Source organism: Pedobacter sp. MC2016-24 (genome assembly GCF_015223055.1).
GTDB lineage: Bacteria > Bacteroidota > Bacteroidia > Sphingobacteriales > Sphingobacteriaceae > Pedobacter.
The window spans coordinates 1258504-1278204 of the sequence record NZ_JADFBX010000001.1 but is presented as its reverse complement, the minus strand read 5'-3'; the positions used below and the strand labels follow the sequence as shown (position 1 = coordinate 1278204).

The 19701-nt window shown below is 37.0% G+C and carries 17 protein-coding genes; 14 read left to right on the top strand and 3 right to left on the bottom strand.

The window, feature by feature from the left end:
• Nucleotide 1 precedes the first annotated feature (1 nt).
• Together IM797_RS05520 and IM797_RS05515 are read left to right on the top strand one after the other, a co-directional pair.
• Entirely contained in the window at nucleotides 2–1591 is a 1590-nt protein-coding gene (locus IM797_RS05520) for a hypothetical protein (protein WP_194126078.1), read from the top strand.
• A gap of 400 nt (nucleotides 1592–1991) precedes the next feature.
• Nucleotides 1992–2177 carry a hypothetical protein gene (locus IM797_RS05515; protein ID WP_194126077.1) on the top strand — a complete coding sequence of 62 codons (186 nt, stop codon included), beginning with the start codon at nucleotides 1992–1994 and terminating at the stop codon, nucleotides 2175–2177.
• A gap of 31 nt (nucleotides 2178–2208) precedes the next feature.
• Here the strand turns inward: IM797_RS05515 and IM797_RS05510 are convergent, their stop codons facing one another.
• Nucleotides 2209–2763, bottom strand: coding sequence for a hypothetical protein (locus IM797_RS05510; protein WP_194126076.1), 555 nt, complete (start codon nucleotides 2761–2763; stop codon nucleotides 2209–2211).
• 36 nt (nucleotides 2764–2799) lie between these two features.
• Between IM797_RS05510 and IM797_RS05505 the strand changes: the two genes are divergently transcribed.
• The 10 genes from IM797_RS05505 to IM797_RS05460 all read left to right on the top strand — a co-directional run bounded on the left by IM797_RS05505 (nucleotide 2800) and on the right by IM797_RS05460 (nucleotide 13714).
• On the top strand, nucleotides 2800–3246 hold the full coding sequence (locus IM797_RS05505) for an HK97 gp10 family phage protein (RefSeq protein ID WP_194126075.1): 447 nt from the start codon (nucleotides 2800–2802) through the stop codon (nucleotides 3244–3246).
• 346 nt (nucleotides 3247–3592) lie between these two features.
• The gene (locus tag IM797_RS05500; protein ID WP_194126074.1) at nucleotides 3593–4030 is read left to right on the top strand and encodes a DUF3168 domain-containing protein; all 438 of its coding nucleotides are present in this window, start codon (nucleotides 3593–3595) and stop codon (nucleotides 4028–4030) included.
• A 3-nt stretch (nucleotides 4031–4033) separates the two neighbouring features.
• Entirely contained in the window at nucleotides 4034–7054 is a 3021-nt protein-coding gene (locus IM797_RS05495; RefSeq protein WP_194126073.1) for a phage tail tube protein, read from the top strand.
• Between the two features lie 113 nt (nucleotides 7055–7167).
• Nucleotides 7168–7587, top strand: coding sequence for a phage tail tube protein (locus IM797_RS05490; protein WP_194126072.1), 420 nt, complete (start codon nucleotides 7168–7170; stop codon nucleotides 7585–7587).
• Nucleotides 7588–7602: 15 nt separating this feature from the next.
• Nucleotides 7603–7986, top strand: coding sequence for a hypothetical protein (locus IM797_RS05485; protein WP_194126071.1), 384 nt, complete (start codon nucleotides 7603–7605; stop codon nucleotides 7984–7986).
• Nucleotides 7987–8006: 20 nt separating this feature from the next.
• Complete coding sequence (locus IM797_RS05480) at nucleotides 8007–8288, top strand: hypothetical protein (RefSeq protein WP_194126070.1); 282 nt, start codon at nucleotides 8007–8009, stop codon at nucleotides 8286–8288.
• A gap of 75 nt (nucleotides 8289–8363) precedes the next feature.
• A complete protein-coding gene (locus tag IM797_RS05475; RefSeq protein WP_194126069.1) occupies nucleotides 8364–10823 on the top strand; it encodes a tape measure protein in 2460 nt (819 codons plus the stop codon).
• Complete coding sequence (locus IM797_RS05470; protein WP_194126068.1) at nucleotides 10823–12829, top strand: hypothetical protein; 2007 nt, start codon at nucleotides 10823–10825, stop codon at nucleotides 12827–12829. The genes IM797_RS05475 and IM797_RS05470 overlap by 1 nt, the downstream gene beginning before the upstream one ends.
• Before the next feature lie 4 nt (nucleotides 12830–12833).
• A complete protein-coding gene (locus IM797_RS05465; protein WP_194126067.1) occupies nucleotides 12834–13277 on the top strand; it encodes a lysozyme in 444 nt (147 codons plus the stop codon).
• Nucleotides 13277–13714, top strand: a complete 438-nt coding sequence (locus tag IM797_RS05460; RefSeq protein WP_194126066.1) for a hypothetical protein — start codon at nucleotides 13277–13279, stop codon at nucleotides 13712–13714. The genes IM797_RS05465 and IM797_RS05460 overlap by 1 nt, the downstream gene beginning before the upstream one ends.
• Before the next feature lie 37 nt (nucleotides 13715–13751).
• Here the strand turns inward: IM797_RS05460 and IM797_RS05455 are convergent, their stop codons facing one another.
• Complete coding sequence (locus tag IM797_RS05455) at nucleotides 13752–14150, bottom strand: hypothetical protein (protein ID WP_194126065.1); 399 nt, start codon at nucleotides 14148–14150, stop codon at nucleotides 13752–13754.
• 737 nt (nucleotides 14151–14887) lie between these two features.
• Here IM797_RS05455 and IM797_RS05450 point away from each other — a divergent pair.
• Both IM797_RS05450 and IM797_RS05445 read left to right on the top strand, forming a co-directional pair.
• On the top strand, nucleotides 14888–15832 hold the full coding sequence (locus IM797_RS05450) for a DUF72 domain-containing protein (RefSeq protein ID WP_194126064.1): 945 nt from the start codon (nucleotides 14888–14890) through the stop codon (nucleotides 15830–15832).
• 71 nt (nucleotides 15833–15903) lie between these two features.
• Nucleotides 15904–16539: a peroxiredoxin gene (locus IM797_RS05445; RefSeq protein ID WP_194126063.1), complete on the top strand. Its 636-nt coding sequence runs from the start codon at nucleotides 15904–15906 to the stop codon at nucleotides 16537–16539.
• A gap of 59 nt (nucleotides 16540–16598) precedes the next feature.
• Here the strand turns inward: IM797_RS05445 and IM797_RS05440 are convergent, their stop codons facing one another.
• Nucleotides 16599–19604: a DUF2723 domain-containing protein gene (locus tag IM797_RS05440; protein ID WP_194126062.1), complete on the bottom strand. Its 3006-nt coding sequence runs from the start codon at nucleotides 19602–19604 to the stop codon at nucleotides 16599–16601.
• Between the last annotated feature and the right edge of the window lie 97 nt (nucleotides 19605–19701).

Below are 19701 nucleotides of genomic sequence, written 5' to 3'. Positions count from 1 at the left end.
TATGAATATATCATTTCCATATAAAAATTCTGGTGACGAATTGAATGCAGATGAGGTTAACCAAATCAAATCAGCTGTTAATTCAAAGGGAGACCCTATTGTTTTTAGTCCTATTGATTTCACTGGTAACGGTACAAGTACAGATCCCATTAGGGCAAATCAGGGTACTACTATATTCAATTATGTGGTACTCAGGGATACTATAACTAATGAAAATTATAGTATCTATTTTGAGAATGGAATAATGAAAACTATGCAATCTTCATTTTTACCTGTGCCTGATGCACCAACGAACGGTATTGTTGATAACATAGCTGATACATTTGATTGGACTTTTACACCGAACTATGATCAATTAGATCTATATGAATATAGTATCAATGGGGGAAATACTTGGATCAGTGTAAGTGAGAAGCCACAATTTATTGGAAACATTAATGCCTCTGCAGGAATGGTTGCAGTGAGAGTAAGGAGTATTACTGGTATGAATAAGCATAGTGAAGCTCTTTACAGTAATTTACCCTTTAAAGCTGTATTGGTAAATCCATTGGCACCTACCAATGGTATTGCTGATGATGAGCTAAATACATTTAACTGGACTAATACCCCAGGGTACCCATTGCCTTCTCAATATGAAATTACATTGGATGGGGGAAATAGTTATTTGCCAGTAGAAAATGGAGAGAAGCCATATAATATTGGGAATATCGAAAAAGCCATTGGACAAATTGGAGTAAGAATAAAGTATGTGGATGGTGTCAATAATGCATCACCTACTTTGTTTTCAACATCCCCATATACTATCAATTACATTAGCCCATTAGCACCAACGAATGCTATTGTAAATGATGATGCAAATACGTTCAATTGGACTAATTCAGTGGGATTTGGGAATATTTCAGATTATGAGTATACATTAGATGAAGGTATAGTTTGGCAACAATGTACCGAAAAGCCTCTTGCGGTTGGTAATAATGCATATGATGTTAACACAGTTGGTCTAAGGGTTAAGGCTCAGGTTAATAATTCAGCATCCCCGATTTTGTGGAATGTAACAGCGTTTACAGTTGCTAATGTCGGTGTAACTACACCATTGGATTTCACAGGTTCTTTATTAAGTGAAACCTTTTTAGGCAGCGGAATTTGGGCAAAAACAACGGGAAACATATATGATGAGACTACTAATCCAATTAATTATGTCCTTCCTGCTAACAAAGCGTGGAGGGTTTGGGCACAAGTAAAAACAGTTCCTTTTGAAATGGTGATACTATTGTCCGATGAATACAATTCAGGCAAACACGGTGTTGGTTTTCAAGCTTCTTTCTGGCAAGGAGATTATCGATTAATACAGATTTCGCCTAATAGTGATGGTGTTGTTGTCCAGAATATGCCAATGAATATCTATTACGGAATTTACAGGACGGCAGAAGGTGTGTTTACCCTACAAACATCACCAGATACATTTACGTGGAGCACATTGTATAATTATACTTTTGAGAGCGCATTAGCATTAAATATTAATGCTATGGTACAAAAATATGATAGTAACAATCCTTCTACTGTTTATTATCCAATGGTGACTATATATTAAATAAAAACCCTGTACTTTCTCAGGGTACAGGGTATGAATCCCCTTTCAGGGTTCCAAATTAATGCTCTCATTTCAAATGTAAGAAAGTTTATGGCGTTGAAGGTGTTCTGGGGTTTAATTTTTTTTTACGGTAACTGATCATTATGTGTGGTTTTCTAACCATCTAGTAATAAAAGTCAGTTTTTTGAATTTATTAACACTAATTCTTCACTAGTAAAAGAAATAAAGAACAACTTTTAAGCGTAGTTTGTGTGTCAATTTCTTCTATTTGTGTTGATAAAAACGCCAGCTTGTTAACAACTCGACCCCAGTTATTAGTGTTTAAAGGTCGATATTTGTTTTAGCAAAAAGAGCCAGTACTTGCAATACCGACTCTTAAAAAAATTGCTGTAAATAAAGTATGAAGTTAGTATTCACAACAGAAGATGGAAAGGGTGATGGATCACTTGCTTTCTCTTTGTTAATCAAAGGTACGATTAACAAAACATTAGTAAAACAAAGTTTTAAACAATTGGTGGAATTCGCTTTAAATGCGGTCTGGATGTTGATAAAGCTCAAATTTTTACCCACTCCTTACTTTATGTAAGACCTAAAGCTACCTCAAAAGGGTAGCTTTTTTATTTATGCTTGCCTAGGATGGGATTCAGTGCACTTGCAAGTTTAAGCTCAAACACGTTCGCAAGCATTTCCAAATTTTCTGGTAGGTAAATCACGTGGAGCTTTAAAATCAGACCTGTTTTGTGTGGCCAATGGCAGATTTGTAAGCCTTGTCCAGTTCTTTCAAAGCCGAGGTGCATTCTCATTCTTCCTGCTAAGTTGTTTTTCACTTTTCCAACATATAAGATATTTGATTCATCGTTATTGAAAGTCTTTTTATATGCAGGATATTTACGATCCGAATTCGTTTGTTGGGCAACAAAATCATATATCTCCTTAGTATCTGATTCAGATGTTATTTCAAACCAGTAAACAGCGGGTTTTGTATAATTTGTTGCAATTTCAGTGATAAAAGCAGATTTTTTATTGAATTCATCTAATGTTAAAGGCAGGGTATTGCAATCAAGGTCATAAGTCTCGACCTCATAATCCTTAAACGCAGATAGGTTTTCCTGTATTTCCCCAATGTAAGTGGCTATCATTTGGGTTATGGAGGTTGATTCTGGTGGTGTCATTACGCAATCTATGAAATAGGAGACTATTTATATTAAATGAGAACAAGAAACGATTTTAATGTAAGAGTTAATGGTTTGGATGAATCCTTAGCTAGGTTATCCAGATTGACGACTCAAAATGAGGATAAAGTAAAAACAGCAATAGCAGAGACAGCAATAAACGTTGAAAGGAAAGCAAAAGAAAATCTTGCAGCTACGCCATTCAAAGATTCATCTGGTGGTATCGCTCAGTCTGGTTACATCTTGTATAGAGGTGATCGGATGGGGGCAGAAGTGGGATTTAATATGCATTATGCACCATATATTGAATATGGTACAGGATCAAATGTAGATGTACCACCAGGATTTGAAGACTATGCGTGGCAATTTAAGGGGGATGATAAAAGACAGGTGAATATCAAACCTATGCCCTATTTCCACCCTGCTATCAACAGCGAATTGGATAATTTGAAAAGAAAATTGAATGATAGTCTAAGTATTTAACTACAAAGGTTTAAAAGTTCTTTAAGGTGTAAGATGTTTCTTGTTTTTTTAGTACTATAAGTATATGAAAATAAACAAAATAGAATATATTGGATTGGACAAGGTCTTATCTGATGTTAAAAATGAGTTCTTAAACTTTGTTAGAGAGAATTATGTATTCAACTTAAATTTTAAAAGTGGTCGCTTTATAAATTCAGATTATGAAATTGATTTCCAAGTTAGTTTTAATCAAAGACGTGAATGTCCAGAAGTTGAGGTGTTAAAGGTTGTTCTGAAACTAGTTCAAACTCAATAACATTAAGTTACTGAATCGGTTATAAAGCCTTCACCAGCCTATTTATGGGTAATGAATGAATTTGCTTTAGACCCTTCTAATATTTACCGTAAGGCTTATTTTGATAAGCTTTCTAATCAATTATCGGTTATTTCAGGTAGAACTATACCTGTATACGATACAGTGCCAGATGATGCGGTAGCTCCATATGTTGTTCTCTCCAACACCACTTTAACCCCCATTCTTAATACTACTGGATACGCATTTAAAGCAAGCATTGTTATTGATATTATAACAAGATTCAAATCGGGTGGGGGTAAAAAGTTGGCTGATGATATTTCTAACCTGATTTTTCAAAGGATTCTTACAAAAGAGAATTTTTATAGTGATGAAGATTGGAACATTTATACATCCAAATTAGAAAGTACCAGGTATTTTGAATCAGAAAGTAATGGTGGTTATGTGATCCGTAAGCTGATCACCTTCAATAACAATATCCAACAGATGTAATGTATGCAGAGAAATATCCTGTCAGGGAGTGAATTCCTGCTATACAATATTGATAACGAACCAGTAGCCTATTCAAAGAATTGTGCTATCAAAATCAATCAAAACCTTACAAATGTAACGACCAAGGATAGCGATTCTTGGACAGAATTGATGGTTGGTTTAAAGGATTGGAGTATTGAATTTGAGGGCTTAGTAAGCTATGGTGATGGTTTTAATACCAATTATTTCATTGAAAAGTACAAAACCAATGAACCATTCTTTATACGATTAGGGGTTGTTCAGGATGATTTTACACACGCCTTTTTTGGAGAAGTTTACATTGAAGGTATAGATCAAACTGCAAATGATGGTGAGGTTTCAAGCTATTCAGGTAGTTTAAAGGGCGTTGGTAACCTTTCATTTACTGATGAGGGTACACCAGTTCAATCTGGATACATCAAAACTGAAACAGATCCTGTATTTCGTGGATCACCTGCTTTCAATATATCTAATCAGAATATCTATGATTGGAAAGAAGCCCATAATAAGGTTGTTAAAGAAATAGGATTCACTACTACAGGTATTACAACCACATTAAAGGTAAAATTTAATGATGGTAATGTCTATTCAACCTCATTTCAAGCTCCTATACCCATTGTCGATCTGTCAGGTTATTATACAAAAGGTCAAACTGATGTTAAAATAGCTGAAACGCAGGTTGCTGCCGATAATGCTTTAGCATTGCTATCCAATATCAGCAATGATAGTAAGCTTACACCCAATGAAAAGGTCAATGTCTTGAAGGAATTGCAAATTATTCAGGATGAATATCCTAAGCTAGTGCAGCAAGCTATTCAATATGATGTGTCCACATTAAACTATGATGTGTCATTTATTCAATTAGGTGTATTTGTTGAACCATTACTGGTGTCAATGTTAACCACTGAAAACCTAGATGGGTTTGAGTTGAGGAATATTTTTAGGGCTTATTATGACCAGAAATTATCATTAGAAAAGGCCATTACCAAAGCATCTGTCGACAATATAAAGATTGGTTCTAGGAATTTTCATCTGAAAGGTGATAAGAATGTTTTGGTTTACCATATTGAAAATCAGGTGTTGCAGAATGGTAATTACCCAACTAATTCTGAACTTGCTATATCTTTCTATGCCAGATCTATTGATGGGACATCAAAGTTGTATTTGGAGTTCGATGGTAAAGATGGGGCAGAATTCGATGTGCCTGCAAATTGGAGACGGTTCAGTTGTGTAATAAAAAGTGGGGATCTACCTATATTATATGCAAGGATTGGCCAGTTTTTGAGTGTTTTGAACTTAAATCTTTTTGATTTAAGTAAATATCCAACGTTTCCATATCTATTCCCAATGAATTGGGATGCAACCAATGAATCTAATGGTATTGAATTAAAGAATATAATGGTTGTGCTAGGTAATAAGGCAACAGACTTTGTGCCTGCACCAGAAGACTATTATGATTTAATAAATAAAGCTAAAACAGATGCTCAGAATGCAGCAGCAATATATGCAGACGCACAAAGAATTCTAGCTGAAACTAATGCAGCAGCGTATGCAGACGGTATTATTGATGATATTGAGGCTACTTTAATTGGGAATGCTCAAAATAATTTAGCAGCAGCCAAAGCGTACAGCGATGCACAGGATCTAATTTATAAAACTATAGCAGCTGCCTATGCAGATGGTAAGATAACCATTGAAGAACAAAAACGAATAGACGCTGTACAAGTTTCATTAGACGCTGCCAAAGCATATACTTTAGCCCAAAGTGAGCTATCAGAAGTAATTATTAAAAGTTATGCAGATGGTATTGTCTCTGATGAAGAAGCACGTGCAATAGCCGATGCACAAGCTAAATTGAATACTGCTAAGGCTTATGCTGATCAAAAAGCATTAGAATTAAAAGGTGAATTAGTTGATTATGTAGATCAATCTATAGTGGATAAAGCAAATGAAATCATTGCCAACACCACTACGCAAATCAATGTTGCCAACACTGCGACCTTACAGGCTGCAAAGGATGATGCTCAAACAAAAGTTGATATAGCTAAAGCAGCAGCTGTTGCATCAGCAAAGACCTATACCGATGCAGAAAGAATTTTAGCAGAAACGACAGCAGCAGCATATAGTGACGGTAAAATAACCCAAGAAGAACAAGCAAGGATAACACAGGCACAGAATAATTTGCAAGCTGCAAAAGATGATGCTACAAATAAAGCGAATGCAGCAGCAGCCTATGGTATCGCTGCTCAAAATCTACATAATGCACTAATTGGAAATCTTAAAGGCTTGGCTTATGAGGATGTTGTAGAAGTCTCGAAATTGGGTTCTACGGTTGTCCAAGGTGGTGTGATAAAAACGTCATTATTAGATGTTAACTATATCAAAGCAGGTATTGTGAATGCTGATTATATTAAGTCATTAGGTATTATTTCAAGCAGTATAAAAACCGCAGAGACAGGACAAAGGGTTGAAATTTTATCTGATAACAATATCAAATTCTATACATCTGGGTCAACAGTTCCGATGATCACAATCGATGATAAATTAGTAACTGAAGATTCTTCTACTTATCCTACCACTATGGGTGCAGGTATTTCAATTGGAGATTTTGATAATCAATCACTTGGTTATACCCAGTTGGGAAGGAAACGCAGTTCTTTTACTGGTGATTTAAGTGTGAATGGTATCACGAACCTATTTAGATTCAGCCATATTGGTGCGAAAAACAGTAATTATAAATTATTATCCAATAATGAAGATTATACCATTACAGCGGACAACTATGTAATTATTGCAGCGGACAACTGCCAAATCACTTGGCCACTAGGTCAAAATTATGATGGTAGGGAAATGAAAATCTCAACCTGTTATACCACTACCAACACCACATTATTCAGTCAAAAATATATCCACGGGGTTGATGCATTGGATGGTGCCACATTGACATTGTTACCAAACAAGGTTTATAACTACTTAGTGTGTAGTAACGTGATTGTGGCCATTTAGAAAGCCTAAACATATTAAGTTTTCTATTCTGTCAAATCCCCGTTAGCCAGCTATTTATCTGTAAATGCTCTTGTATTCAAGAGCCTGAAAACAGAAAAAATATAAAAAAATAAATGGCTAACAACTTTACAAATGGCTCTGATCTATTAATATACATTGGCACAGGATCAACAGCAACACCAGTAGCATTCTCCCGCAATTGCTCTATCTCAATGTCAACCAATATGGCTGATGCCACTACTAAAAGTAATGATGGTTTTACCGAGATAATCCCAACAACTAAGTCTTGGAGCATTGATACAGATGGCTTGGGTGTTTGGAACGGAAATATAAAAGAATTTATGCAGATCTACGATGACAGATCACCTATTCAAGTATCATTTAAACCAAGGGCTGTAGCGACTGGTGACCTAGTATATTCAGGTACTGCATATATTGAATCTTTAGATATTGAAGCGCCAATGGAAGACGGTGTAACATTCAAAATAAGCCTTAAAGGTAGCGGTAAGCTGGATTTTACTGAAGCTGTATAATAATCAAATAGAGAGATGAAAGGATTATTAACAATAGATTTAGCAGGTAAAAAAACGAATGCACAATTCGGAATGTATGCAATAAAATTATTGACTGAAAAAAGAGGTATTACCCTTAATGATTTGAGTGAATTATTTACAGGCGTGGATACAGATCCAGTGAAATCATTTGATTTAATGGTTGATCTATTATACGCAGGTATCAGCAATTACAACTTAATCAATGGCAACAATGAGCAGGTTAATTACTTCAAATTGTACAATGATTTTGGTTCAGTTGATAAATCAGAATACGAGAAAATCTTTAAAGCATTTTTGGAAACTCAGATCAGTGGTCAGGCTGTATCTCAATCTAATGATGAGATGGACAAGGAACCAACAGACAAAAAAAAAGCCTAACGTTTGATGAGCTGCAAGGTATGGCAGTAGGTGAGGTTGGTTTGAGTCTCAAAGATTTTTACGCACTAACCTATAATGAATATCACTACATCGCAAAGGCATATATGCTGAAAGATGAACGTGAATGGTTGAGAACAAGGATGCTTGCATCACTCTTAATCAATGTTCAAATGCCAAAAGACAAACACATCACACCTGAGCAACTGTTTGCATTACCTAGTGATAGCCTGATAAAAACTAAAAAGCCCACTCCAACACGTGAAGAATTTGAACGTGCGGTGGCAAAATACCGAAAGGAATAACTAGGGTTTAAACCCTTATGCAAGCCCCTTAAACAACCTTAATGTGAGTTTAAGGGGTTTTTTAATACAATTAAATTGGCTAACGAAAATTTGAATTTTGTCTTTGGTGCTGATATCTCAGGATTTCAAAATGCAATTAAAGCAGTTGAGGCAGGCTTAAAAAGCACTGGACAAAAGCTAAAAGACATAGGTGGTGATTTATCAACTTATGTATCATTGCCATTGGCAGCACTTGGTGGTGCAGCTATCAAAGCCTTTGGTGATATTCAATCGCTTAAAGCGGGTTTAACCACAATCACAGGATCAGCGAAAGAAACTGAAAAGCAATTTGGTAGACTTGTTGACTTGGCTAAGCTCCCAGGGCTTGGATTACCAGAAGTAGCCAAAGGTTCAATTTCACTACAAGTAATTGGTTTCACTGCGGAAAAAGCTGAAAAGGCAATTAAATCATTCGGAAATGCTGTTGCGTCAGTAGGTGCTGGACGGGATGAATTTCAAAGGGCAACCTATGGATTAGCCCAATTAGCAAACACAGATTTTCCTTTAGGGGAGGATTTAAATATCATCAAAGACGCAATTCCGCAGGTTGTACCACTTTTAAACGAAGCTTTTGGTACTGCCAGATCTGATGATTTGAAAAAATTAGGTATCACATCTGCACAGGTGGTTGATACCATAATTGATGGCTTATCTAAGTTGCCACCAGTTACGGGTGGTATAAACGCTGCATTTGAAAATCTTTCAGATGGTGTATTCACCAATTTGGCACAAATAGGAGAAATCATCAATAAAAACCTAGATATAGCTGCTCTATCTGATAAAATAGTTGATGGTATATCGGCCATTACTCAATGGTTTAAGGATTTAAGTCCAGAAGTTCAAAAAGCAACATTAGTTTTCGCAGGTTTAGCGATAGTAATTCCACCATTACTTGTTGGTTTAGGTGTATTAATGAGTACAGTAATACCTGCTTTAATCGCTGGTTTTGCTGCATTAGTCTCACCAGTTGGGTTAATAGTCGTTGCAATCGGTGTAGCGGTTTATGCAATAATAGATAATTGGGATCTTGTTGTGGCATACTTTACCAAAGGTGAAGGAAGTCAATTCTGGAATGCAGTAGTAAAATATGCATCTGACTTATGGGATTCACTTAAATCTATTTTTAACACTATTAAAACTTCATTAATTACTGTTTGGAAAGCTATTGGATCAAATGTTATCGGTACTGTTTCCGCTGCATTTGATGTTATTAAAGGCATTATTTCAACCGTATTAGGTGTAATTTCTGGTTATGTTAAAATCTTCTCATCAATTATTAAAGGTGATTGGAGCGGTGTTTGGGATGGTGTTAAAACCGTAACCATAGCACTTTGGAATGGTATTGTGGGTGTAATCAAAGGTTCAGTCTTACAGGCAGGTAACTTACTGGCTGCATTCTTTAAAATGATCGGTGCGGATGGTTTAGCCTCAGGTGTTGATGCTACGAATGCCAAGATAGCTAATATGTTTAATGCTATTCAAATTCCAGTTAAAAAGGCAACTGAGACTGTAAAAGATTTCAAAAAAGAACTGTTAGGTGTTGATGATTCACCAACGAAAAAACAAACTAAAACTACAGCGAAAGCTGACGATAAGAACAAAGACAATATTGCTCAGGTATACAAGGATTTAGAAATTGGTTTAAAACAGATTGATTCATTGTTTGATTCTTCATTTTCCGAAAAATCAAAGAAAAAAATTGATGAGTACCAACAGGCAATCAACAACCTGATTAAAAATGGTATTGATCCAGCATCGGAAGCAATCAAAAAATTACAGGCTCTTCAAACTAAGAATGTACAATTAACGCCTACTAGTAGTAAAGCACCAACAGTCACCGATCCCAAAGCTAAACTACCAGAAGCAAAATTTGATGCTACCACAAGAGTAGGCGATGCCGTGAAAACTATATCAGACCAAAAAATCAAAGTGTTGCAGTTAATGGATGAGATGAATTTGGGGATTACCGATTCATTAAATTCTGGTGTTAGCTCAATGGCTACTGGTTTTGCTGATATGGTTGGTCAGATGGCAGCTGGTACAATGACTATGGGTGGTGTAGTAAAGGGGTTGATTGGAATACTGGCTGATATGGCACAGCAGATTGGAAAGATCGCAATCTCAACTGGTATAGCAATGCTAGGTATTAAAGCAGCCTTTAAAAATCCATTTACGGCAATAGCTGCGGGTGTGGCATTGGTTGCTTTGGGTGCGATGGTAAAATCAAATATTTCAAAAGCCACTGGTGGTGGAGATGATTCAGGTAGAAAAGCATTTGCTAAAGGTGGTATCGTATCGAGTCCTACAAATGCTGTTTTTGGAGAGTATCCAAGTGCAGGCAGAGGAAACCCTGAGGTTGTAACCCCTTTAAACAATCTAAAAGGGATGCTAGGTGATATGGGTGGAATGTCTGGTGAGGTGACATTTCGTGTACAAGGTGATACCCTTGTTGGTGTCCTAAATAATTACAATAAAAGACAATACAAAACAATCTAATGGCATACGGAATTAAATATAAATGTACATTCAGTAGCGTTAAAGGATTAGAATACAAGGTTTACATCCTGCAAAAGGATTATAATAGTGCTGAATATAAGTTAAGGATGGGGGGGAACCCTGTTCAGATCAATTATACATCAGGTAGTGAAAGCAAATTTGAAGTAATCAGGGGTTCTGAATGTATTCTTAACTTCTTTAGTGAGTATGATGGCCAATTTACGGAGATAATGACCGCAGATAAAAATGAATTTATGATTCAGGTTTGGGTGAATGGTTCATTGCACTGGCAAGGTTATGTTATTCAGGACAACTACAGTGAGCCATTTCAATCAGCACCATATCAGGTTTCATTAAGGGCTACAGATGGGTTAGGGGATTTGAAATTAATGGATTTTGCAAAGGATAACGGAACAGTATTCCTGTCTAATATGACCTTCGCTGAAGCCATTTTAAACTGCTTAGGGCAACTAAAGAACGGTACTAAGCTAGTTACATCAAATAATCTTTTTGAAGCTAGAATCGATCGTAATACAGTCTCTAATGAGACCTTTAATCAGTTAACAGTTAACCCATTTATTTTTCTAAAGGATCAATTAAATGCTAAGAAATGCGATGAGGTTTTAAAAACTATTTTGCAACTATTTCAGTGCTATATTTTTTACAAAGCGGGTAAATACTACGTTGAGCGGGTTAATTATAAGTTGTCTGAAACACTAACAAGAAGAACTTATAACATCAATTTTAATGATGCTCAGGAGGTTTCAAACGTAGTTTCATCTGAAAATATACGTAGCTCAATCACCCATAATGGTGCGCTAAGGTTTATTAATAATGATCACAATAGCACTTATGTAAGTGCATTTAACAAAGTAACATTGGACAGTGATTCTGTTGATCCTTCAAATGTAGTCGTAAATAATTTATTCCGTTTTTGGGATGATAATACCAGCATTCCATTTTCTTGGAATAAGATAGGAACATTGGCTATAGCCAAAAGAGACTTTGGTCGAGATGGATCTGGGTTGCAGATTATAACAAAAGCAGCGGACAATCAAATCAGCTACAGTACTAATATGCTAATGCCTGCAAGAACATCATTCCAAGGTTCTTTAACAGCAACTGGAAACGATAGTTTGAGTATCAAATTGGCCAGTAGAGGTAATGTGAGATTAATGGTTAAGGCCACAACTCCATCTACTACATATTATTTGACCTGTAGCGGTTATACCGAAAATTCAGAGTTGAAATACCAACCTTGGTTTAAAACTACAACTACAACGTGCAAAATTGATGCATTGGGTGGTGATAGACAGACATCAGCGGAAGGTGCTTGGTTTGTGACAACTTTAAATGTTCCAATTCCCGCAGGTACGACAACCTTGGATTTTGGTTTTATGCCTTCGTATACAAGTGCGAATTATGGTGATGTTGAATGTCTTATTCGTGAGTTCACGCCTACCATTAAAGCTGGTGATGCTGCTAGATCAACGGGTGATAACTATTCTATAGTGTCTAATAAAAACGTGAGAGAGACTTATGATGATTTTAAGCCACAGTTGGGTGAGTTTGCCAACAATGGCCTGTCAAATCAAATTTTGATTAATACGTCAACTGGACGTACTTACACCCAAGATTGGTACAGGGATGGTAAATCAGAATCTAAGGCATTATTTCAAATTGCTGTTCAATCCATACTAAACCAATACAGAACACCGTATAGGCAATTCTCAGGTTCAATTTATGGCGAATTTGATTTTGGCAAAGTATACGAAATTGAGACGCTTAATGGCTGGTATATGCCATATAAGGTTTCATCTGATCTTAAAGCTGATTTGCATCAGGTTGAATTTTTTGAATTATTAAATGATGATGATGTATCATCAGACAAATATACTCGCTTTGTTAATTACAAAGATGGGGATTACACCACCCGTAGTAATGTTCTTGCAGGTACTGGGCAAGATGGTGGTGGTAGGCCTTCTAGGGGCACAAGGTTAACTTAATACATTGAATATTAATAAGGACGGTAAAGATTTTATTTATCAAGAGGAAGGCGTTTTATTAAAAGCCTATAAAGATCAAATTGGTATCCCAACTATTGGAGTTGGGTTTACATATTACCCTGGAACGGGAAATAAAGTCAAAATAGGGGATAAGATCACAGAAGTTGAATGTGATCTGATTTTTAAGGAAATTATAAAAATTTATGAAGAGGCTGTAAATAATTCTATTAAGGTGGTTCTGACTCAAAATCAGTTTAATGCGTTAGTATCATTAAGCTTCAATATCGGATGCACTGCGTTTGTTGGCTCTACATTGGTTAAGAAAATCAATGCTAAAGCGGTATTAACAGAGATTGAAAAGTGGTTACTGATTTGGCGCAATGCAGGTGGTAAACCTATTTTATTAGATAGGCGTAAAAGGGAATTTAAATTATATACTACAGCGTAATGAATATAATAGAACATTTATTTAGCCTCAAATTATGGGTTATAAAGATCGTTATGTTGTTCATCGTTTTCTTTGAGCCAGCATCTGGGGTTGCATTTTTGCTATTATTCCTTATCGTTGTAGATGCAATTACGACCCTGTGGATAAAGATTAGAAACAAAGAGAAGATTAACGTTAAATCGTTTCTAATGAAACTTATGCAGGATATTACCCTATTTTTTATATACATATTAACCATTCATTATTTCCAAGTGGCCTACTTGCAAGAGACCTTTACGGCATTCCGCTTGCTTGCAGGTATACCAATTATTGCTCTAGTTTCAGGTATTATCATAAATATCGAAGCGTTAACTGGTGTTCAGATAGCCACCAAAGCAAAGGAGATATTGAATAGTATTTTTAGTTCATTGGCAAAGAAGGCTGTATCAAAAGACTAAAGATGATTAGTCAAATGTATTTTTGTGTCACATCAGCTTATTTGTAGAAAGAGACATCTTTAAATTCTTTTATTAAAGAATAATGAACAAAACCACGCTTTCCTTCACCATTTATTATTTCAATTAAAACCATTTCATTATCATCTGGCTGTGGCTTGTCTGTTGTCGCAATAAAACCATAACCTTCTTCATCAGCTACTTTGTATTTATACCAGCTTTCCAATTTAAAGGCCAAATCACTTTTAATCTTATCAGTGTAAGCATATTGGTTGGTTATTGGAGCCGTACTTGATGGATTGTTAGTTAGAGTTATATTAATAGGCTTACCCGCATAGTTCTTTTTTAGAGAATCCAAAGTCAATAATTTTTTACTACGCTTTTCAGTGCATCCAAACGAGCATATAATCAAGAGCAATAGGAGTGTGTAATTTTTCATACTATCAAAAATATGCAAACTTGAACATCAACTGTAATTTCTAACAAATTTTTAACAGTATGTTTATGCTAAAAATATTAGTAATTTTGTTGCTATGGAAATGCAGGAGTTTAAATTTGATGTAGCTTTGGTTGAAGCTTTAAATAAGTGGGTGACTAACAATCCACGTCTAATGTCAGGTTTAAATTATCCTAATAGATTTGTTGAATAGAATTTGGATGAGCTTACATTTAATCTGAGCATAGTTAAAGAAGAATATCATAGGAAATTCATTATGGCAAGTTTTCCAAACTACTGTAACAATCTAATTAAAGGTATTGAAAAACCAATATCTGAATTCCTCACTGCTCATAATTTACCTGCTGTAAATTTGAAAATGAAATTTGTTTACTTTGGAATTGTGATGAGCAAAGATGTGACGTTACATCCATTGAAAAGAACTTATCCCATCTCTAAAATATCAAAGAGGTAAAGTTACTGTAGGTCTTCGATTAGAATATTATTATAGTAACTTAGGATTTTAGAAAATCTGAAACTGAATATAGAAAAGGGATAAAAAAGGAATAAAAAAGGGATAAAAAAGGGATAAAAAAAATATTTATTAATTTATGAATAATTTAAACCGCCTTTAAATGTGTTTTAAGGATATTTTTGATTCGAGAAATAACGAGAAAACGATTTAAAATGAATTTAAACTTTCACTAAGTTTCGGGGTTTTATGTTTTATAGCAATTGATATGGATTTTGGAAAAGTAGCAGCTTCAGCAGTTAATCAGGTAGATTTTACCTTGCCGCCAGATGGCAAACAAACCTTAACGACTTTACAGTCGGGTAAACCAGTACCATCTCCTGATTTTTATGTTGGCTGTGCCAAATGGGGGCGTAAAGAGTGGCTAAATATGATTTATCCCCCGAAAACAAAGGAAGCGGATTTTTTAGATGAATATGTCAAGCATTTCAATTCTATTGAACTGAATGCGGTTTTTTATAGCATTCCAAAACCGGACCTGATTCGGAAATGGCGGATTAAAACAGAAGAAAATACAAAACACGACTTTTTGTTTTGTCCCAAGTTTTCCAGAACCATTAGCCACATCAAGCGGTTGAAAGAAGCGGAGGTACCAACCGATTTGTACTTAAGCAGCATTACTGAATTTGGAAAATACTTAGGCCCTTGTTTCCTGCAACTGGGAGATAATTTTAGTCCGAATAACTTCGAAGTGCTTCGGGACTATATCGCCAATCTTCCGGTTGATTTGTCCGTTTTTGTAGAATTGAGGCATGAAAGCTGGTTTTCGGATCAGGCTACCCGCACAGCATTATTCGAAATGCTGGCTAAGTATAAAAAAGGTGCAGTAATTACCGATGCCAGCGGACGAAGAGATTGCGTACACATGGAACTGACCATACCGGAAATATTTATTCGTTTTGTAGGGAATGGACAGGAATTTCAGGAATCTGATTTTGCAAGGATAGACGATTGGGTGAAACGCATCAAAAGCTGGTTGGATAAGGGCCTGGAAAAAGTCTATTTCTTTTTGCATCAGCATGATGAAAAGGATACACCAATACTCGCCAATTACACCATACAGCAGTTTAATACGCATTTGGGTAGCCATGTACCAGAAATTAAGTTTCTGGGCAGTAGCGGGGATATGACAAAACAAGGAGAATTATTTTAGATAGTATACTTAAATTGTAGACTTTATTAATTAGGTTTGTATTAGACATTAATAATCAAAAATATATCATTATGAGTTTAAGAATAGGGGACGTAGCGCCCAACTTTAAGGCAGACACATCCATTGGTGAGATCGACTTTTATGAATTCTTAGGAGATAGCTGGGGTGTATTGTTCTCACATCCGGCAGATTATACACCAGTTTGTACCACTGAATTGGGACGGACTGCAGCTTTAAAAGGTGAATTTGAAAAAAGAAATGTAAAAGTATTGGCTTTAAGTGTAGATTCTGCAGAGTCTCACAAAGGCTGGATCAAAGACATTAATGAAACACAAAATACAAATGTAGAGTTCCCGATCATTGCAGATGAGGATAAGAAAATTGCTGATTTGTATGATATGATTCATCCAAATGCATCAGAGACTTTAACTGTTCGTTCTTTGTTTATCATTTCGCCGGATAAAAAAGTAAAGTTAATGCTGACTTACCCGGCGTCAACAGGTCGTAACTTCAATGAAGTATTGCGTGTGATTGATTCTTTGCAACTGACAGCGAATTACAGTGTAGCTACTCCTGCAGATTGGGAAGATGGACAAGATGTTGTGGTAGCAAACAGCATTAAAACTGAAGATATTCCGGCAAAGTTTCCGAAAGGGCATAAAGTGATTAAGCCTTATTTGAGGACTACACCTCAGCCAAATAGATAACACATAAAAAAACGAGGTCTTTGAGGCCTCGTTTTTTGTTTATTGCCAATTCCTGCAAATTATCCAAGCGAACCGACAAAAGTATTCTCCAGTTGTTTGTATTTCTGTTTAATTTCTTCATTTAGTTTTAGGTTCCCGCCTTTTGCCGTCAGTTCATTTAAGCCGTTGAGTACATACATGCCAACCTGTATTTCGTGCAATGCCGCACGCTGCTGATGTTGCGGTAAAGTGGCGATGTAATTCAGTTCCTGATCAAGGAAAGAAACCGTGTTTTTAGCCAATAAATTGGCCTGATTGGTGTCATTTAAACTGTATAAGTTTTGAATGGTTTCTAACCTGTTTAACGTATCCTGTATGGTATATAGTTTCATTGGCAGCTCTTTCACTGCTTTGGTCATGATTTGAGCGGCTTTTTCCGTTTTACCTTCCTGAATCAGGTTACTGGCAAGTGTATTTTGGAAAGTCCAGGTGTCCTGGGCAATTCTCCTGCTTTCCGGATCCAGGTATTTGGCTTTGTTGAAACCCTTAAAATTCAATTTGTGTAAGGTATTGCTATACATCACCTCAGAATTGGTTACCTGTGATTTGTCGCGTTTGTCGTTTTCTGCTTTTTTAAACGGCAGCAAACGGTAGGCGTAACCTTCCAGGTACAAATATTTACTTAGGCCAATGTAGGTGTCTTCGGATAAGGATGAACCAAAATAGATTGGCCTTTCCCATTTGTTGTTCACCAGGATGTCAAATAGTGCCAGGTCAGATTTGCTGGCAAAATTTTTATTGAAATTCCACTCCATTTGTGGTACAACTTTATCCTGATCTTTCGCGTCAATGGTATGTGTCTTTACCAATTGATCCGCATCGATGCTGAGTTTGAAGTTCTTTGTCGGCAAAAAGTTCTCAAATGAGCCGCCCTGCATTTCCACCCGGTCTTCTTTATTGTCAGATGTCAGTACACTCAGTAAATCTTTCAATTCTACACTGTCTTTAAAGCCGTAGTCAATATAAGGCAGGTAATCCCTGACGCCTTTTTGATATTTATCTGGGGTCATTGAAATGGGAAGGGGAGCCGATAGGTTTGCCTGTTTCTTCATTTGGTTGATGTAATCGCCATCGCCTAAAAACTGGAGGGAAACAACCCGTACGTCTGTCCGGATCCCTTCTACTTCCTGTGCATACCAGAGCGGATAGGTATCGTTATCTGCATTGGTAAACAGGATGGCATTGGGCGCACAGGAATTGAGGTAATTGCTGGCCCAATCCAGCGCGGTATATTTATCCGATCGGTTGTGATCGTCCCAGCCCTGGCTACCCATAAGTACGGGAACAGTCAGCAGGCAAATCAAGGAAGCCGCAATCAGGCTTAACCTGGCAGACGCATAGCGCGATAACAGGTCTTTGACCGCCAGCATGCCAAAGCCGATAAAGATGGCGAATGCATAAAAAGAGCCTACATACGCGTAGTCCCTTTCTCGGACCTGCAAAGGATCCTGGTTTAAATAGAGGATAATAGCTAAACCGGTAAAGAAAAAGAGGGTGGCAATAACTAAGGTGACTTGTTTGTTTTTCCGATATAAAAAGATGAGTCCGGCTACACCAAGTAATAAAGGCAAGCCATAAAATGCATTATGACCTTCATTGGCGCTTATAGATGGCGGTAGTTTAGATTGATTGCCCAGCCTTATGGCGTCTAAAGGTTTGACCCCCGTAATCCAGTTGCCCTGGGTTAAATTGCCCTGGCCTTGAATGTCGGATTGCCTGCCGGAGAAATTCCACATGAAATAGCGCCAATACATAAAGCCCACCTGGTAGGAACTGAAAAAGCTCAGGGTTTGCAGGAATCCTGGTGTTTCGTTTTCTGCCAGGCCCATCCAGCTTTTGTAAAACTCAGGGTGATTGGGTTTATTGCTATAGGTGCGGGGGAAAAATAGATTTTTGTCGTACGCTACCTTATAGTCCTTACCGGATACTTCATAGCGTTCCTTACCCTTTCTGTAATCTGTGCCGGTTTCTGTAATTTCTGTTTGCTGCGCATCGAATGTTTTACCATATAACAATGGTGTATCGCCATAATTGGTGCGACCAAGATAGCCGTATAAAGAATAGGGATTGTCTGGATTGGATAAGTTGATGTTCGGTTTCGCATTTGCGCGAATGACAATCATGAAATAGGAGCTAAAGCCAAAAAGTAGAAATGTGAGGCACAATAAGCCCAGGTTGAGCCTATGTTTTTGATGCTTTACGGAATAATATATTGCTGCCGATAGGCCAATTGCGAGAGCAATGATAAATGCCATAGCTCCTGATCCAAAACCAAAACCCAGGGTATTGACAAAGAACAAGTCGGATTTTGCTGCAAAAAGTACCAGGTATTGTACCAGGCCAAACTGAACGATGCCAACCAACAGGCAGCCTATGGCAAAAGCTTTTAGGGTACCTGTAAAATCAGGCCGACTGGTTTTCTTGAAATAATAAACCAATACAACGGCGGGAATGGCGAGCAGACTCAATAAATGCACACCAATGGAGAGTCCGACCAGGAAGGCGATAAGTACCAGCCAGCGGTTGTCCATGTTTTCTTCCCATTTTAAAATGGCCCAGAACACGATGGCGGTAAATAGGGTAGAAAGTGCATAAACCTCAGATTCTACAGCAGAGAACCAAAAAGTATCAGAGAAGGTATAAGCTAAAGCACCAATTGCGCCGGCGGCTACGATGCTCATGATCTGGATGATGCTTTTCTCCCGGGGATACAGCTTGGATGCTAAGGCGGTAATGGTCCAGTACAAGAACATAATGGTTGCGCCACTGGCCAACACTGAGCTGAAATTGACCCAATAGGCGATTTTAGCGGTATTGCCCATGGCGAGCAAAGAAAACATTTTACCAATCATCAGGAAGAGCGGAGCTCCGGGTTGATGTCCAACCTGTAGCTTATCGGATGCCGAGATAAACTCCCCACAGTCCCAAAAACTCGCAGTAGGTTCCATGGTAAGCCAGTAAACCAATGTTGCGATACCAAATAAAGTGAAACCTGCCAGGTTATTGATGCGTTTGTAATTGTTCATGATTTAGCGGTTTGATTAAGGTTAATCAAAAATAATTAAATCATTAGGATACAGTGGGTTGTAAACGTTAAAGAATGTTAAAAATTGTTAAATGCAG

Coding starts and splice junctions, on each gene's coding strand:
- IM797_RS05460 (WP_194126066.1), top strand. CDS start 13,277: ATGAATATAATAGAACATTTATTTAGCCTCAAATTATGGGTTATAAAG.
- IM797_RS05495 (WP_194126073.1), top strand. CDS start 4,034: ATGCAGAGAAATATCCTGTCAGGGAGTGAATTCCTGCTATACAATATT.
- IM797_RS05455 (WP_194126065.1), bottom strand. CDS start 14,150: ATGAAAAATTACACACTCCTATTGCTCTTGATTATATGCTCGTTTGGA.
- IM797_RS05450 (WP_194126064.1), top strand. CDS start 14,888: ATGGATTTTGGAAAAGTAGCAGCTTCAGCAGTTAATCAGGTAGATTTT.
- IM797_RS05505 (WP_194126075.1), top strand. CDS start 2,800: ATGAGAACAAGAAACGATTTTAATGTAAGAGTTAATGGTTTGGATGAA.
- IM797_RS05500 (WP_194126074.1), top strand. CDS start 3,593: ATGAATGAATTTGCTTTAGACCCTTCTAATATTTACCGTAAGGCTTAT.
- IM797_RS05445 (WP_194126063.1), top strand. CDS start 15,904: ATGAGTTTAAGAATAGGGGACGTAGCGCCCAACTTTAAGGCAGACACA.
- IM797_RS05485 (WP_194126071.1), top strand. CDS start 7,603: ATGAAAGGATTATTAACAATAGATTTAGCAGGTAAAAAAACGAATGCA.
- IM797_RS05510 (WP_194126076.1), bottom strand. CDS start 2,763: ATGACACCACCAGAATCAACCTCCATAACCCAAATGATAGCCACTTAC.
- IM797_RS05480 (WP_194126070.1), top strand. CDS start 8,007: ATGGCAGTAGGTGAGGTTGGTTTGAGTCTCAAAGATTTTTACGCACTA.
- IM797_RS05515 (WP_194126077.1), top strand. CDS start 1,992: ATGAAGTTAGTATTCACAACAGAAGATGGAAAGGGTGATGGATCACTT.
- IM797_RS05470 (WP_194126068.1), top strand. CDS start 10,823: ATGGCATACGGAATTAAATATAAATGTACATTCAGTAGCGTTAAAGGA.
- IM797_RS05520 (WP_194126078.1), top strand. CDS start 2: ATGAATATATCATTTCCATATAAAAATTCTGGTGACGAATTGAATGCA.
- IM797_RS05490 (WP_194126072.1), top strand. CDS start 7,168: ATGGCTAACAACTTTACAAATGGCTCTGATCTATTAATATACATTGGC.
- IM797_RS05440 (WP_194126062.1), bottom strand. CDS start 19,604: ATGAACAATTACAAACGCATCAATAACCTGGCAGGTTTCACTTTATTT.